Origin of the sequence: Rhizobium sp. BR 362 (genome assembly GCF_036528765.1) — a bacterium.
GTDB lineage: Bacteria > Pseudomonadota > Alphaproteobacteria > Rhizobiales > Rhizobiaceae > Rhizobium.
This window is the reverse complement of sequence record NZ_JARWGH010000006.1, coordinates 296,363-312,383: the sequence shown is the minus strand read 5'-3', so window position 1 is coordinate 312,383 and position 16,021 is coordinate 296,363. Positions and strand designations below refer to the sequence as shown.

Genomic DNA, 16,021 nt, shown 5'->3' with positions numbered 1-16,021 from the left:
AACATATTCAATCTAAGGACATGACATGAACTACGACTATATCATCACCGGCGCCGGACCCGCGGGCTGTGTGCTCGCCAACCGGCTGAGCGAGGACCCTTCGGTGAAAGTCCTGTTGCTGGAAGCCGGCGGCGGTGATTGGAATCCCTTGTTTCATATGCCTGCCGGCTTCGCCAAGATGACCAAGGGCGTGGCGAGCTGGGGCTGGGAGACGGTTCCGCAAAAGCATATGAAAGGCCGCGTGCTGCGCTATACGCAGGCGAAGGTGATTGGCGGTGGCTCCTCGATCAATGCGCAGCTTTATACGCGCGGCAACGCCGCCGACTACGATCTCTGGGCACGCGAGGATGGTTGCGAGGGCTGGGATTATCGCAGCGTGCTGCCTTACTTCAAGCGCGCCGAAGACAATCAGCGTTTTGCCGATGACTATCATTCCTATGGCGGGCCGCTCGGCGTTTCCATGCCGGTATCGGCACTGCCGATCTGCGACGCCTATATCCGCGCCGGCCAGGAGCTCGGCATTCCCTATAACCACGATTTCAACGGCAGACAGCAGGCGGGCGTCGGTTTCTATCAGTTGACGCAGCGCAACCGCCGTCGGTCGTCGGCCTCGCTTGCCTATCTTTCGCCGATCAAGGACCGGAAGAACCTGACGATCCGGACCGGTGCGCGGGTGGCGCGCATCGTGCTAGAAGGCCGCAGCGCTGTCGGCGTCGAGGTGGTAACGGACAAGGGTGTCGAGATCATACGGGTAGAGCGGGAGGTGCTGGTCTCCTCCGGCGCCATCGGTTCGCCAAAGCTGTTGCTGCAGTCGGGCATCGGCCCGGCCGATCATCTGACCTCGGTCGGTGTCCCCGTGGCGCATGATCTGCCCGGTGTCGGCGGCAATCTGCAGGATCACCTCGATCTTTTCGTCATTTCGGAATGCACCGGCGACCACACTTACGACAATGTCGCCAAGCCACATCGCACCCTCTGGGCCGGGCTGCAATATCTGCTGTTCCGCTCCGGCCCCGTCGCCTCGTCGCTCTTTGAGACCGGCGGCTTCTGGTACGCCGATCCCGATGCCCGCTCGCCGGATATCCAGTTCCATCTCGGCCTCGGCTCCGGCATCGAGGCCGGTGTCGCGCGGCTGAAGAATGCCGGCGTGACATTGAATTCGGCCTATTTGCACCCGCGCTCACGTGGCACGGTGCGGCTCTCCTCGTCCGATCCATCAGCCGCGCCGCTGATTGATCCGAATTATTGGAGCGATCCGCATGACGTGAAGATGTCGCTCGAAGGCCTGCGGATTGCCCGCGAAATCATGAGCCAGGATGCGCTGAAACCCTTCGTGCTGGCGGAGCGGTTGCCAGGCGGCAAGCTGAAGACGGAGGAGCAATTGTTTGACTATGGCTGCGCCAATGCCAAGACCGACCATCATCCCGTCGGCACCTGCAAGATGGGCACGGACGCCATGGCGGTCGTCGATCTCGAGCTGAAGGTGCGGGGGCTGGAGGGCTTGCGCGTCTGCGACAGCTCCGTCATGCCGCGCGTGCCCTCCTGCAACACCAACGGCCCGACGATCATGGTCGGCGAGAAAGGCGCGGATATCATCCGCAATCTCGATCCGTTGCCGCCGGCAATTTTCTCCTGGGAGAGGAATGACACGCGGCCGCGGGCGCGGGCGGATGTGAGGTAATGATTTACCCTCGCCCCGGCGGGGAGAGGGTGGCGCAAAGCGCCGGGTGAGGGGGAGTGACCGGCAATATAGGGAGCTTTTAGGTAAGGGAACCGATGCTTTATCGGTGCAACGCCCCCTCACCCCGCGCGTGCCGCGCGACCCTCTCCCCGATGGGGCGAGGGTAAATTGTTACCACTCGGCTACGCTGCCATCTTCATGACGCCAGACCGGGTTGCGCCAGCGGTGGCCTTCCTTGGCGCGTTCGATGACGTAGGCTTCGTCCACTTCGATGCCGAGGCCGGGCCCCTGCGGGATGCTGACGAAACCGTCGGCATATTTGAACACCTCCTTGTTGGAGATGTAGTCGAGGATGTCATTGCCCTTGTTGTAGTGGATGCCGAGGCTCTGTTCCTGAATGAAGGCGTTATAGCTGACCGCGTCGACCTGCAGGCAGGCGGCAAGCGCGATGGGGCCGAGCGGGCAATGCGGCGCCAGCGCCACGTCATAGGCTTCCGCCATCGCCGCGATCTTTCGGCATTCGGTGATGCCGCCGGCATGGGAGAGGTCGGGCTGCAGGATGTCGACATAGCCGTCGGATAGAACCGACTTGAAGTCCCAGCGCGAATAGAGGCGTTCGCCGAGTGCGATCGGAGTGGAAGCGTGGTTGGCGATTTCCTTCAGCGCCTCGCGATTTTCGGAGAGCACCGGCTCTTCGATGAAGAGCAGCTTGTAGGGCTCGAGTTCCTTCGCCAGAACCTTGGCCATCGGACGATGGACACGGCCGTGGAAGTCGACGCCGATGCCGATATAGGGGCCGATCGCCTCGCGGATGGTGGCGATGGTTTCGACCGCCTTTTCCACCTTGTCATAGGTATCGACGATCTGCATCTCTTCGCAGCCGTTGAGCTTGATCGCCTTGAAGCCGCGGGCAACGACGTCCTTGGCATTGTTGGCGACGTCGGAGGGGCGGTCGCCGCCGATCCAGGAATAGACCTTGATCTTGTCGCGCACTTGGCCGCCCAGCAGCGAATGGATCGGCTGACCCAGCGCCTTGCCCTTGATGTCCCACAGCGCCTGGTCGATGCCGGCGATGGCGCTCATGTGGACGGCGCCGCCGCGATAGAAGCCGGCGCGGTACATGACGTTCCAGTGATCCTCGATCAGGAACGGGTCCTTGCCGATCAGATAGTCTTCCAGTTCATGCACGGCGGCCTGGACAGTCAAAGCCCGGCCTTCGACCACTGGCTCGCCCCAACCGACAATGCCTTCATCGGTTTCGATCTTCAGGAACATCCAGCGCGGCGGCACGATGTAGGTCGTCAATTTGGTGATTTTCATGGGAAGCTTCCGTTTCGGCTTTTGGATCATATCAGCGGCGGCGAGCCGCGGATTTCGGGGTTTCAGGTGTTATTTTTCTCCGCCCGCCCGATCGCTTTTTCGGCGGCGGCGAGGTCGCGGGCGGCAAGATCGAGCATGCGATGGGCACAGTCGCGCGCGCCGGTGCGGTTGCGCAGGCGCAGCGCCTCCACCAGGTCGCCATGAACGGCGATGGCCTCATCGCGGCTGTCGACGGCGACATTCGAGGCATGCAGCGCATATTTCAGGCCGGCGTGGATGGCGCTCGACAGGCGGCGGAACACCTGGTTGTGGCTGGCGCTCAGGAGCACCGTGTGGAACATCACGTCGGCTTCAGTAAAGCGTTCAGGATCGTCGCCGGAATCGCGCATCTGCCGCCAGGCCTTTTCGAGATCGGCAATCTCCTGGGCGGTAGCGCGCTCGGCGGCGTATTCGGCGGCGACCGGCTCAATGGTGCGCCGCGCCTCGAGGATGCAGCCGAGAATATCGAATTCGGCGATATAGGGACCCATCCACTCCAGCACGTCCTGATCGAGAATATTCCAGTCGTCCTTGTCGCAGACGGTGGTGCCGATGCGCGGCTTGCCGCGCACGAGCCCTTTCGATTCCAGGATCTTCAGGGATTCACGGATGACGGTGCGGCTGACGCCGTAGATATCGCAGAGATCGTTTTCGCGCGGCAGCGGCGAGCCGGAAGGATAGCGTTCCGAACAGATATCCTGGGCGATCGCGGCGGTAACGTTCTTGCGCACGCGCGGACGGCGCTCCGGCGCCTCGTTCAGCCTATGCTCTTGCCGTTCAAACGAATCCAATTGCCTTCTCCGCAGTCGCTCTCCCGCGCGGCCGAGCCTCTGCTTAGCGGAATTCATTCCGCATGGCGATAAGCATCAGCGCGTTTGGCGGACCATCCCTTCCAAAAATCACACTATTATAATCATCATACATTGGCAATTGACTGGTATGATGATTTATCATAATTCAAGAGCACTGCCTGGGAGGGCAGGTTCTTCGTTTCGGATTTTGGGAGAGAATCATGCGCTTTTTCAAAGCAGCTATTCTGGCTGGTACGGTTGCGGTCATCGCCGCTACCTCCGCCTTCGCCGCAGATGTGAAAATCGGCTTCGTGGTCAAGCAACCGGAAGAACCGTGGTTCCAGGACGAATGGAAGTTCGCCGACATCGCCGCGAAGGAGAAGGGCTTCACGCTTGTCAAGATCGGGGCGCAGGACGGCGAAAAGGTTCAGGCCGCGATCGATAATCTCGGAGCCCAGGGTGTGGAGGGCTTCATCATCTGCACGCCTGATGTCAAACTCGGCCCCGGCATTGTCGCCAAGGCGGCCGCCAACCAGCTCAAGCTGATGACGGTCGACGACCGCCTAGTCGGCGCCGACGGCAAGCCGCTGGAAGAGGTGCCGCATATGGGTATCTCCGCCACCAAGATCGGCGAGACCGTTGGCCAGGCGATCGTCGATGAAATCAAGAAGCGCGGCTGGGACATGAAGAATGTCGGCGCAATCCGCGTTTCCTACGATGCGCTTCCGACCGCCGTCGATCGCGTCGAAGGCGCCATCTCGGTGCTGAAGGGTGCCGGTTTCCCCGCCGAAAACATTTATGACGCGCCGCAGGCCAAGACCGATACGGAAGCAGCGCTGAATGCCGCAACCACCGTGCTCAACAAGCATGCAGACGTGAAATATTGGGTGGCCTTCGGTCTTAACGACGAAGCGGTGCTCGGCGCGGTGCGTGCGACGGAATCGGTTGGCATTCCCGCCGCCAACGTCATCGGTGTCGGCATCGGCGGCGCGGATTCTGCGATCAACGAGTTCAAGAAGCCGCAGCCGACGGGCTTCTTCGGCACGGTCATCATCTCGCCGAAGCGTCACGGTTACGAGACCGCGATCAACATGTACGACTGGATCGCCAACGCCAAGGAGCCGCCAAAGCTGACGCTGACCTCCGGTTCGCTGGCCCTGCGCGACGACTATCAGACGGTCCGCAAGGATCTTGGCCTCGAATAATCATCCCCTCCGGATGATCATGGCCCGGTGGCAATCTTGCCGCCGGGTCCTTTTACCAGTGAGAGAAGCATGGCCTTTCTCGAATTCAACGGCATTTCCAAGAGCTATCCGGGTGTCCAGGCGCTGTCGAACATCACGTTCCCCGTCATCAAAGGCGCGGTGCATGGGCTGATGGGCGAAAACGGCGCCGGCAAGTCGACGCTCATCCGCATCCTCTCTGGCGACCAAGCGGCGGATGCGGGGACCATCTCCATCGACGGTGAGGAGCAGCACTATCATTCGGTGCGGGATGCCTTTCACGCCGGCGTCACCGTCATCCATCAGGAACTGCAACTGGTGCCGGAACTGACGGTCGCAGAAAACCTTTGGCTCGGCCGCTTTCCGGCCAAAGCCGGCATTATCAACGGCAAGACGCTCACCGATACCGTCCGCGCCAAGCTCCGGGAGATCGGCATCGATGTCGATCCGGCGGCCAAGGTATCGTCGCTGTCGATCGGCGCGCGGCAGATGGTGGAAATCGCCAAGGCCGTCATGGTCGATGCCCGTGTCATTGCGCTGGACGAGCCGACGTCGTCGCTGTCGTCGCGCGAGAGCGAAATCCTGTTTTCGCTGATCGAACGGCTGAAATCGAACGGCACCGTCATCCTCTATGTTTCGCATCGGCTGGATGAAATCTTCCGGCTCTGCGACAGCCTGACGGTGTTGCGCGACGGCAAGCTCGCGGCACACCATCCCGATATCAAGCAGGTGACGCGCGAGCAGATCATTGCCGAAATGGTCGGCCGCGAGATCAGCAATATCTGGGGCTGGCGCGAGCGGCCGCTCGGGCCTGTCCGGCTGGAGGTCAAGGGGCTTTCGGGGTCGAGACTTCCGACGCCGATCAATTTCTCTGTCCGCAGGGGTGAAATCCTCGGTTTCTTCGGCCTGATCGGCGCTGGGCGCAGCGAGATGGCGCGGCTGTTGTTCGGCGCGGATCATCGTCACCAGGGCACGGTCGCCATCGATGGGGTCACGGTCGCTCCGAACAATCCCAAGGCGACTATCCATGCCGGCATGGTGCTTTGCCCGGAAGACCGCAAGCTCGATGGCATCATTCAGGGCCGTTCGATCCAGGAGAATATCGCCATTTCCTCGCGGCGGCATTTCTCGCCGTTCGGCATATTGAGCCCTGGCAAGGAAGCGGCCCTTGCCGATCAATTCATCGCCAGGCTGCGAGTGCGCACGCCGTCGCGCAAGCAGGACATCATCAATCTTTCCGGCGGAAACCAGCAGAAGGTCATTCTCGGCCGCTGGCTGTCCGAACAGGGCGTCAAGGTGCTAGTGATCGACGAGCCGACGCGCGGCATCGATGTCGGAGCGAAGTCGGAAATCTATGAAATCCTCTATGAGCTAGCCGCCGGCGGCATGGCAATCGTCGTCATCTCCAGCGAACTGCCGGAGGTCATGGGCATTTCCGACCGGATCATGGTGATGTGCGGCGGCAAGGTCGCCGCCGATGTGGCGCGGGCGAATTTCAATGAACACCAGATTCTAACCGCCGCACTGCCGGATAAAAATGCCGCAAGCGCATTCTGACTAGGGAAATCGCGACGATGTCTTCCTTGAAGTCTTCTTTGAAAAAAATCCTCCTCGGCGAACAGGGTCTCGTCGTCATCTTCGCGGTGGCCTTTGTCATCGTGTCGCTCACGGTTCCGAATTTCCTGACCGAGCGCAACATGATCGGCCTGCTGCAATCGGTGGTCACGATCGGCATCGTCGCCTGCACAATGATGTTTTGCCTAGCCTCACGCGATTTCGATCTTTCCGTCGGCTCGACCGTCGCCTTCTGCGGCATGATCGCGGTCATGGCGTCGAACGTCACCGGCTCCATCATTCTCGGCCTGCTGGCGGCGCTCGTCTGCGGTGCTATCGTCGGCCTCGTCAACGGCGCGCTCATCGCCAAGCTGCGCATCAATGCGCTGATCGCGACGCTCGCCACCATGCAGATCGTCCGCGGCCTGGCGCTGATCGCCTCGGACGGGCGTGCGGTCGGCATCAACGATCCGAATTTCTATCAACTGGCGCTTTCGACCTTCCTCGGCATTCCAACGCCGATCTGGATCATGGTGATCCTGTTCATCCTGTTCGGCTTCGTGCTGAACCGCACCATCTTCGGCAAGAACACGCTGGCGATCGGCGGCAATCCCGAGGCTTCGCGGCTGGCCGGCGTCAACGTCGCCACGATGCGGATCTGGATATTCACGCTGCAGGGCTTCATCTGCGCCATCGCCGGCATCCTCCTGTCGTCGCGCATCACCTCCGGTCAGCCGAACGCGGCAATCGGACTGGAGCTGCTGGTCATTTCGGCCTGCGTGCTCGGCGGCGTATCGCTTGCGGGCGGTCGGGCCTCGATGAGCGGCGTCATTGTCGGCGTGCTGATCATGGGCATTGCCCAGAACGTGATGAATCTGCTTAATATTCCGGCCTTTTATCAGTATCTCGTCCTCGGCTCGATCTTGCTGATCGCCGTGACGCTGGACAACATCCGCTCTGCTGCTGCAGGGCGTGGGAGGGGATAGCAAAAGAGTTCGCACGTTAATTGTTACGGTGCTGTCGTCTTCGGCGGATAGAGCGTTATATTGCCGGTCGAGGCAGCTCTCGAGTATCCGGCTTTCAAGCGACTATGCGTTCAAATGAACGCAGGGCGCTCTGGCGCTGCTTCTTATCGGCCATTGCGGGAAGGGCAAGGGGCTCTCTCCCCACGTTCAATCAACGACAAGGAGGACGGCATGCAGATCAATCGTACAGGTTCGGCCCAGTGGTCCGGCGGTCTGAAGGATGGCAAGGGTCAGATCTCGACCCAAAGCGGTGCGCTCAATCACTATCCCTATGGTTTTGCCAGCCGCTTCGAAGGCGTTCCCGGCACAAATCCGGAAGAACTGATCGGTGCGGCCCATGCCGGCTGCTTCACCATGGCTTTGTCGCTGATCCTCAATGAGGCCGGTTTTACCGCCGAAAGCATGGAAACGACGGCCAAGGTCACGCTCGAAAGCGTCGAAGGCGGTTTTGCCATTAGCGCCATCCACCTGACGCTGACCGGCAAAGTTCCCGGCGCCGACGAAGCCACCTTCACCGAACTCGCCAACAAGGCCAAGGCCGGTTGCCCGGTCTCGAAGGCGCTCGCTTCCGTTCCGATTTCTCTGGAAGTACGCACCGCCTAAGTGGCTTCTTTCGATAAAGAGCGCCGTGCCGATGGTGCGGCGCTTTTCGTTTGCAAGTCTGCAGAATTCAGTAGCAAGCGCCTCCAAACTCATAGTTCGCATCGCGCCAACGGGGGACTTCGCAAAGATGCTGACGGTCAGGCACGCTCCGCCGATGCGAACCGCTGCGCAACTCGTGCTACGCGCTCGCCGTAAGCGCGAGCAGTTTCCAGGTCGCCGATCGACATTTCGCTCGGGGCTGCGTCGGCATCGCTTTGCGCCATTGGCGCGATGTACGATCCCATCCTGTTTGCATCGTCGCGCTTGGAAGCCTTTACGTTTGCTGGCTTCAACCCCAAACTGACCCACAGACCTCCGTGCTGTCCCGCCAGAAGAACGAAGTATTCGAGGGTATTGAGCTTATCGCCGTTCAAACTGGCGCTGTTGGTGAAGCCCCCGAAGACCTTATCCTGCCATTTCTTGGTGAACCAAGCCTTCGAGGACGTATCGGCGAACTTCTTAAATTGCCAACTCGGGCCACCCATGTAGGTTGGCGATCCGAAGATGATGGCGTCGGCGGCATCCAACGCAACCCATCCGGCATCGGAGAGGTTGCCATCCGCATTGATGGCGCAAAGTACTCCGCCCGCACCCTCGGCTACGGCTTCCGCCATCCGCTGGGTGTGGCCGTAGCCGGAATAATAGACGACGACTGTCTTTGCTGTGCGATTTGACATGGTGATTTTGGCCTCCTTCTGGCATTGCTTGACGCTATCCGGAAGCGAATTCGCTCCGACTGACGTCTTCTTCTAGGTGAGTTGATGACCGGGGTGCCCCCGACGGCCTGGCGATGGAGATCTTTCCGGCCAGTTACGCGTAGGTTCTCATTTGGATGGTATTGTTTGCCGCGAGGTATTCAGACTTGGCTGCCGACACTCGCCAGTGCCAGCAGCAACAGGAACACGAGAGGCGGCGGGAGTTCTCGATAGTTCCGGATACGCACAATGGCAGCAATCGCGGCGAGCATAATGCAGGCGCCCAACGCGACCCCGATATATCGGGTGCCGGCTGTGATCAAAAGCACCCCAGTCACGAACTCAAAGGCGGCTGTGACCCAGCACCACCAGAAAGGAAATCCAAGCCGCACGAAGCTCGCGCGGATTTTCGGATGTCCGCTCGCGTTGACGATAGCGCCGACGAGAAACGCCCCGGCGGCCAGCCAAATGAGAACGGCATCGAGTGATGTTGTGCCTGTGAAAATTTCCATTGGATGTCCCATTGTCTTCGATCATGAGCCTGGCGCATGAAGCTTCCATATCGATGGTACGTAATCTAGCGTCGCTAGTTTGTCAACCGACGTTCCTTTTGATAGCTTCGACATCAGGAAAATCGCGCGCGTGAAGATTGAGGCACGGGTGGGTATTAGCGAACGCAAAACTCGAGAACGGGGCGAACGGGAACGCAGGATCGTCGTCGCTGCGCGGACGATCGCGGAACGCGACGGCTGGGCTTCCGTCACGATCCGGCGTCTCGCCGAGGAGATAGAATACAGTCAACCAGTGATCTATTCGCATTTCGAAAATCGCGATCAGATCGTCGGAGCGGTTGCGCTCGAAGGCTTCGGCGAGTTGGCTGCGATGCTCCGCGCCGCCATCCGGCCATCGTCGACGTCAAAGGAGCGAGTGGAAGATGTCGCAGCCGCTTATCTCGATTTCGCTTTCGCCCGCCCTGCGATGTACGAGGCGATGTTCATCCTGCCGACTGGTCTCCGCTTTGCCAGATCCGACACGCCGGCCCAACTTCGCGATGGTTTCGGAGCCATGGCAACGGTGATTGCGCCGTTCTCCAAGGATGTGGATACCGCTACCGAAACTTTCTGGGCGGCACTTCACGGTCTCGCGGAGCTTGAGCGTCACGGCAGGATAAGGCCCGCTTTCCGGGCTCAACGCATCACGCTCATCATGCAGATGGTGTCGGGTCAACTCTGAGAGCGGGTTTTACGATTAATCTGATCCCGCATAAGTGGCGGGCGAGATGCGGGATAAGTCTGCGCTTCACCGCCGCACGACCGGCCGGCCAAATCCCACATATTCCGCCGGAAACGTACAATCCCCATTTAGGCGCCCGACTATCCTTTTCGCGGAAAATGCATTGCAGAGGGGATTGCCGCATGTCCGGACTTACATTGATTCACGTCATTATCAGTCTGATCGCCATCGTTGCCGGTATCATCGTCGCAGAGGGGTTGATTTCCGTGAAGCGCCATGAGCGCTCCACTTTGGTCTATATGGTTACCATTCTGCTCACGAGCTTGACCGGTTTCCTCTTCCCCTTCAACGGGATTACGCCCGGCATCGTATTCGGCATCATCACCGTGCTGCTTTTTATCCCGACGGCAATTGCGCGCTACAAGTCGCAGATGGTTGGTGTCTGGCGCCTCGTCTTCATCGTCGGCAGCCTGCTGATGCTTTATCTCAACTGTGTCGTGCTGATCGTTCAGTCCTTCCAGAAAATTCCATCGCTCAACGCGCTGGCGCCAACCGGGAACGAGCCGCCGATCCTTGCCGTACAGACCGTATTGCTGGTCGCCTTTCTCATCGTCGGATTCCTCAGCGTCCGCCGCTTCCGGCCGTCGCTTCTCCGTATCTGATCCCTGAAGACTGACTCCATGGCAATTTTCCACCGCGCGCTTCGCGGAGCGGTTTCTTGACATTTGTGCTTTGATGAATTACGACTGACGAAAATTGAAAATCGTCACTCGTAATTCGGAAGCAACCTAATGCTCGATCTTTCTGCGGCCAACGCTGATCCTGCGCGTCAGGAAAACGTAACGCGGATTCTCGATTCCGCCGAGAAGCTGTTTCGCCACTACGGCTACAGCAAGACGACGGTGGCCGACATCGCCCGCGATCTCGGCATGTCGACCGCGAATATCTACCGCTTCTTCGCGTCAAAGACGGAAATCCACCAGGCCATCTGCGGCCGCATGCTCGCGCAGAGCTATCAGCTCGCCTACGACATCCGCCACCAGCCGATCAGCGCTTCGGAGCGGCTGCGTGCCTATACCCTTGCCCAACACAAGATGACGCTCGAGACGATGCTCGACGAACAGAAGGTGCATGAGATGGTGGTCGTTGCCATTGAGCGCGATTGGCATGTCATCGAAAAACACCTCGACCGCATCCACGATCTCATGGCGGAAATCATTGCCGAAGGCATCGCCGCTGGCGAATTTGTCGAACAGGATCCGGTCGCTGCCTCGAAATGCTTCGGCGCGGCAACGGTTATTTTGTGCCATCCGCAAATGGTCGCGCAATGTCTTTCGAAGACGAATCGGGCCGAGCCCGACGACCTCATTGAATTTGCTATCAGAGCGTTAAAGAAATAGCAGTACGCGCGTTGGATGATCCTGCGCGCCTTTGCATTGCCATTTGACTAAAGCCGTTTGATCAAGGAGAGCGACATGGTTTCGCTGACGACCACCACTATACGATCCGTTACGGGCGCTGCATTCCTCGCCGCCATTGCGCTCGCGCTTTCGGGCTGCAATGAAAAGAAAGAGGAAGTTGCGGAAGTGATCCGGCCGGTGAAGGTGGTCGAGATCGCCAAAGCGGATACGACGCGCAAGCTCGACTATTCCGGCTCGGTCAGGGCGCGGACGGATATGAACCTCGGCTTCCGGGTCAACGGCAAGATCGTCGAGCGCAAAGTGGATATCGGCGAGAAGGTCAAGCCGGGCGACGTGCTCGCCCGCATCGATTCCACCGACTACGTTCTGGCCGTGCGCCGCTCGCAGGCCGATCTCGACGCGGCCGAGAAGCAGGTGCAGACCACGGAGCTTGCCCGTAATCGCGCCCAGCAGCTTTTCGACAAGAACGTTGCGCCGAAATCGCAGCTTGAACAGGCCGAACTTTCCTATGACCAGGCCGTCTCGACTCGGGATTCCGCCGTGTCGGCGCTGGCGGAAGCGAAGAACCAGGTCGCCTATACCGATCTGACCTCGGATATGAACGGCATCGTGACGACCATCAATGCCGATGTCGGGCAGGTGGTCGGCTCCGGCACGCCTGTGATCACCGTCGCCGTCGATGGCGAGAAGGAAGTGCAGATCGCCGTCCCGGAAATGGATATCGCGCAATTCAAGGTCGGCAAGGACGTCAAGGCGCGCTTCTGGTCCGACGATGCGCTGGTGCTGGATGGTAAGGTACGTGAGGTATCGGGAAGCGCCGACGCGCAGTCGCGCACCTTTGCTGTCCGCGTCAGCCTGCCCAACGATCAGCGCGTGCTGCTCGGCATGACGGCGACAATCGAAGCGCAGGCTGACAATACCCAGCCCTACGTCGCCATTCCTCTGAGCGCGCTTACTGAGAAGGATGGTCAGCAAATCGTCTGGCTGGTCGATCGGAGCGCCGGCACGGTGCATGCCCGCAGTGTCAAGGTTGCCGATTTTGCCGATGACGGCGTGCGCGTTGCCGATGGTCTCAAGGCCGGCGATGTCGTCGTTGCTGCCGGTACGCAGTTCATGACCGAGAATATGAAGGTCAAAGTGCCGAATGCGCAGCAGGCTTCGGCAGAAACAACCGGCAGCGCCGCGGCTGCCGATATCGTGCGCTAAACCGATCGAGGGGCGGGACAATGACCATGAACAGCACCTCCGACGAGAAGAAGCGTTTCAATCTGTCGCGATGGGCAATCGCCCATCCGAGCATCGCGCGCTTCCTATTTGCGCTGATCATCATCGCCGGCGCTTTCGGGCTCACGCATATGGGCCAGAAGGAAGATCCGGATTTCACCTTCCGCGTCATGGTCGTACAGACCATCTGGCCCGGCGCCTCCCTGCAGGACATGGAAGACCAGGTCGTCAACAAGATCGAGCGCAAGCTGCAGGAGACGCCGCATCTCGATTGGGTCAAATCCTATACCCGCGCCGGCTTTGCCATCACCACCGTTCAGATCAAGGGCGATACCAACACCGAGCAGGTGAAGGATGCCTTCTATCAGGTGCGCAAGAAAGTCGGCGATATCGCCAATACGCTGCCGGCCGGCCTGCAGGGACCCTATTTCAACGATGAGTTCGGCGATACTTTCATCACCCTGCATTCGATCAGCGGCAACGGCTACAGCTATCCTGAGTTGAAGAAATTCGCCATCCAGGCCCGCGACATGCTGCTTTCGACGCCTGGTGTCGAGAAGGCTGTGATCATCGGTGACCAGCCCGAGCAGATCTATATCGATGTCTCCTCCAAGGTGCTGGCCGAGCGCGGCCTGACGCTGACCGCCCTGCAGAACGCCATCGTTGGCCAGAACAAAGTCGATCCGGCCGGCTCCGTCGATACCAGCACGCGCTCCGTGCGCATTTCGGTCGAAGGTGACGTCAACAAGATCGAGGATATCAAGAATCTCCGGCTGACCGCCGGCGGTCAGGTGACGCGTCTCGGCGACATCGCAACGGTCAGCGCCGGGCTGCAGGATCCTTACACCGCCAAGTTCCTTTACAACGGTCACGAGAGCGTCCAGCTCGGCGTCGTCATGGCCAATGGCAACAAGGTGACCGACGTCGGCAAGGCGGTGGAAGAGACCTACAAGCGTTTCGAGGCGTCACTGCCCGTCGGCGTGCAGGTCGATCAGATCTCCAACCAGCCGGAAGTGGTGACCGACGCGATCAGCGAATTCATGCATGCGCTCGGCGAAGCGCTGGTGATCGTGCTGATCGTTTCCTTCCTGTCGATCGGCTGGCGCTCCGGCCTGGTGATCGCTATCGCCATTCCGCTGGTGTTGGCGGCGACCTTCGCCATCATGTACGAGCTCGGCATCGACCTGCAGCGCATCTCGCTCGGCGCCCTCATCATTGCGCTCGGCCTCCTGGTCGACGATGCGATGATCGTGGTGGAGCTGATGGAACGCAAGCTGGAGGAGGGACTGGTCAAGCTCGATGCGGCGAGCTTCGCCTATTCCTCGACCGCCTTTCCGATGCTGACCGGCACGCTGATCACGACGGCGGGCTTCATCCCGGTCGGCTTTGCGGCATCGACGGCCGGCGAATATGTCCGCACGCTCTTCTATGTCGTCGGTATCGCGCTGGTGATTTCCTGGTTCGTGGCGGTCTACTTCACCCCCTGGCTCGGCTATATGATCCTGAAGCAGCGCCATCATGCCGGTGAGCACCATGACGTCTTCGACACGCGTTTCTACCGCCGCCTAAGGTCCTCGGTGAGCTGGGCAGTTCGCCATCGCGTCATCGTGCTGCTTCTCACCCTTGCCACTTTCGTCGGCAGCCTGTGGTCCTTCCAGTTCATTCCGCAGAATTTCTTCCCGCAGTCTTCGCGTCCGGAAATTCTGGTCGATCTCTGGCTGCCGGAAGGCACCAGCATCAAGGAAGTCGAACGCCAGGCGCAGACGTTGCAGGCCCGCATGGCCGATGATCCCGACAAGCGGTTTATCGCCACCTATGTCGGCCAGGGCGCCCCGCGCTTCTTCCTGCCGCTCGACCAGCAGCTCACCAACCCGAACTATGCCCAGTTGCTGATCATGGCCAAGGACGAGCCGGCGCGCGAACGGTTGATCGTCAAGCTGCGCAGCATGCTTGCCGCCGACTTCCCCTCCGTTCGCGCCAAGGTCGACCGCCTGTTTCTGGGTCCGCCGACCGGCTGGCCGGTGCAATTGCGCGTCATGGGTCCGGACCGGCAGGAGGTTCGCCATATCGCCGATCAGGTAAAACAACGCTTCATGCAGAACCCGCTGCTCGGCGCCATCCATGACGACTGGCTGGAGCCGGTGCCGGCCATGAAGCTGGTGATTGATCAGGACCGCGCGCGCGCACTCGGCGTCACTTCGCAGCGCATCCGCCAGATGCTGCAGGCCTCGATGTCCGGCGTCACCCTCGACAATTATCGCGAGGGCGAGGAGACCGTAGGCATCGTCGCGCGGGAACCGGAAGCCAGCCGCCACCTGCTGACCTCGGTCAACTCCATCTATATTCCGACCGACTCCGGCGGTTTCGTGCCGCTGTCGCAAGTCGCAAAGGTCGAGCCTGTGATGGAGCAGAGCATCGAGTGGCGCCGCGACCGCCTGCCGACGATCACCGTGCGGGCGACCTTGCCCGACAACGTGCAGTCGAATGACGTGACCGCCAAGCTCTATAACGACATGGCCGATCTCAGGAACAGCCTGCCGGCGGGTTACAAGATAGAGATCCAGGGCGGTGCCGAAGACAGCGCCGAAAGCCAGGCCTCAATCGCTGCCAAGGCGCCGATCATGCTGGTCGTCATCGTTGTGCTGCTGATGGCGCAGCTCCAGCATTTCGGCAAGGCGATGCTGGTACTTGCCACCGGTCCGCTCGGCATCATCGGTGCGGCTGGCGCCCTCTTAATCAGCGGCGCGCCCTTCGGCTTCGTGGCGATCCTCGGCGTCATCGCGCTGCTCGGCATCATCATCCGCAACTCGATCATCCTCGTCGACCAGATCGATCAGGATATTGCGGCGGGCATGGACCGGAAGGAAGCGATCATCGGCTCGGCCGTTCGTCGTTTCCGGCCGATCATGCTGACGGCGCTGACGGCGGTGCTGGCGTTGATCCCGATCTCGCGCGGCGTTTTCTGGGGTCCGCTTGCCTACGCCATGATGGGCGGCATCCTGGTGGCCACGGTGCTGACCATCTTCGTGCTGCCGGCCGGCTACGCGCTCTTCTTCGGCCGTGAGCCGAAGAAGAAGGGACAACAGCCCGTCGAAGAGCAGCAGAACAACGACGATATGGATCATCTGCCACCGGCTATGGCAGCGGAATAAAAGCGCGGGCAAAGCGTGAAA

At 60.3% G+C, this 16,021-nt stretch carries 14 protein-coding genes; 10 read left to right on the top strand and 4 right to left on the bottom strand.

Going from position 1 to position 16,021, the window contains the following annotated elements; translation table 11 throughout:
- Positions 1-25 precede the first annotated feature (25 nt).
- Positions 26-1,681: a GMC family oxidoreductase gene (locus tag QDY28_RS11925; RefSeq protein WP_331381877.1), complete on the top strand. Its 1,656-nt coding sequence runs from the start codon at positions 26-28 to the stop codon at positions 1,679-1,681.
- A gap of 171 nt (positions 1,682-1,852) precedes the next feature.
- Here the strand turns inward: QDY28_RS11925 and dgoD are convergent, their stop codons facing one another.
- Positions 1,853-3,031 (bottom strand): galactonate dehydratase, encoded by a 1,179-nt coding sequence (gene dgoD, locus QDY28_RS11920; RefSeq protein ID WP_331381876.1) that lies wholly within the window; start codon positions 3,029-3,031, stop codon positions 1,853-1,855.
- Positions 3,032-3,063: 32 nt separating this feature from the next.
- Positions 3,064-3,831, bottom strand: a complete 768-nt coding sequence (locus QDY28_RS11915; protein ID WP_331381875.1) for a FadR/GntR family transcriptional regulator — start codon at positions 3,829-3,831, stop codon at positions 3,064-3,066.
- 221 nt (positions 3,832-4,052) lie between these two features.
- Here QDY28_RS11915 and QDY28_RS11910 point away from each other — a divergent pair, with 221 nt between their 5' ends.
- The 4 genes from QDY28_RS11910 to QDY28_RS11895 all read left to right on the top strand — a co-directional run bounded on the left by QDY28_RS11910 (position 4,053) and on the right by QDY28_RS11895 (position 8,236).
- Complete coding sequence (locus tag QDY28_RS11910) at positions 4,053-5,036, top strand: arabinose ABC transporter substrate-binding protein (protein WP_331381874.1); 984 nt, start codon at positions 4,053-4,055, stop codon at positions 5,034-5,036.
- A 69-nt stretch (positions 5,037-5,105) separates the two neighbouring features.
- A complete protein-coding gene (gene araG, locus QDY28_RS11905) occupies positions 5,106-6,611 on the top strand; it encodes an L-arabinose ABC transporter ATP-binding protein AraG (protein WP_331381873.1) in 1,506 nt (501 codons plus the stop codon).
- Positions 6,612-6,628: 17 nt separating this feature from the next.
- The gene (araH, locus tag QDY28_RS11900) at positions 6,629-7,594 is read left to right on the top strand and encodes an L-arabinose ABC transporter permease AraH (protein WP_331381872.1); all 966 of its coding nucleotides are present in this window, start codon (positions 6,629-6,631) and stop codon (positions 7,592-7,594) included.
- A 210-nt stretch (positions 7,595-7,804) separates the two neighbouring features.
- Complete coding sequence (locus QDY28_RS11895; protein ID WP_331381871.1) at positions 7,805-8,236, top strand: OsmC family protein; 432 nt, start codon at positions 7,805-7,807, stop codon at positions 8,234-8,236.
- A gap of 137 nt (positions 8,237-8,373) precedes the next feature.
- Here the strand turns inward: QDY28_RS11895 and QDY28_RS11890 are convergent, their stop codons facing one another.
- Both QDY28_RS11890 and QDY28_RS11885 read right to left on the bottom strand, forming a co-directional pair.
- Positions 8,374-8,952: a flavodoxin family protein gene (locus tag QDY28_RS11890; RefSeq protein WP_331381870.1), complete on the bottom strand. Its 579-nt coding sequence runs from the start codon at positions 8,950-8,952 to the stop codon at positions 8,374-8,376.
- A 179-nt stretch (positions 8,953-9,131) separates the two neighbouring features.
- The gene (locus tag QDY28_RS11885; protein WP_331381869.1) at positions 9,132-9,482 is read right to left on the bottom strand and encodes a DoxX family protein; all 351 of its coding nucleotides are present in this window, start codon (positions 9,480-9,482) and stop codon (positions 9,132-9,134) included.
- Between the two features lie 148 nt (positions 9,483-9,630).
- Between QDY28_RS11885 and QDY28_RS11880 the strand changes: the two genes are divergently transcribed.
- The 5 genes from QDY28_RS11880 (at position 9,631) to QDY28_RS11860 (ending at position 16,000) form a co-directional block, all read left to right on the top strand.
- Positions 9,631-10,203: a TetR/AcrR family transcriptional regulator gene (locus QDY28_RS11880; protein ID WP_331381951.1), complete on the top strand. Its 573-nt coding sequence runs from the start codon at positions 9,631-9,633 to the stop codon at positions 10,201-10,203.
- A gap of 182 nt (positions 10,204-10,385) precedes the next feature.
- Entirely contained in the window at positions 10,386-10,865 is a 480-nt protein-coding gene (locus tag QDY28_RS11875) for a hypothetical protein (RefSeq protein ID WP_331381868.1), read from the top strand.
- 129 nt (positions 10,866-10,994) lie between these two features.
- Positions 10,995-11,603, top strand: coding sequence for a TetR family transcriptional regulator (locus QDY28_RS11870; RefSeq protein ID WP_331381867.1), 609 nt, complete (start codon positions 10,995-10,997; stop codon positions 11,601-11,603).
- Between the two features lie 75 nt (positions 11,604-11,678).
- Positions 11,679-12,830: an efflux RND transporter periplasmic adaptor subunit gene (locus QDY28_RS11865; RefSeq protein WP_331381866.1), complete on the top strand. Its 1,152-nt coding sequence runs from the start codon at positions 11,679-11,681 to the stop codon at positions 12,828-12,830.
- A gap of 20 nt (positions 12,831-12,850) precedes the next feature.
- The gene (locus QDY28_RS11860) at positions 12,851-16,000 is read left to right on the top strand and encodes an efflux RND transporter permease subunit (protein WP_442967503.1); all 3,150 of its coding nucleotides are present in this window, start codon (positions 12,851-12,853) and stop codon (positions 15,998-16,000) included.
- Positions 16,001-16,021 lie beyond the last annotated feature (21 nt).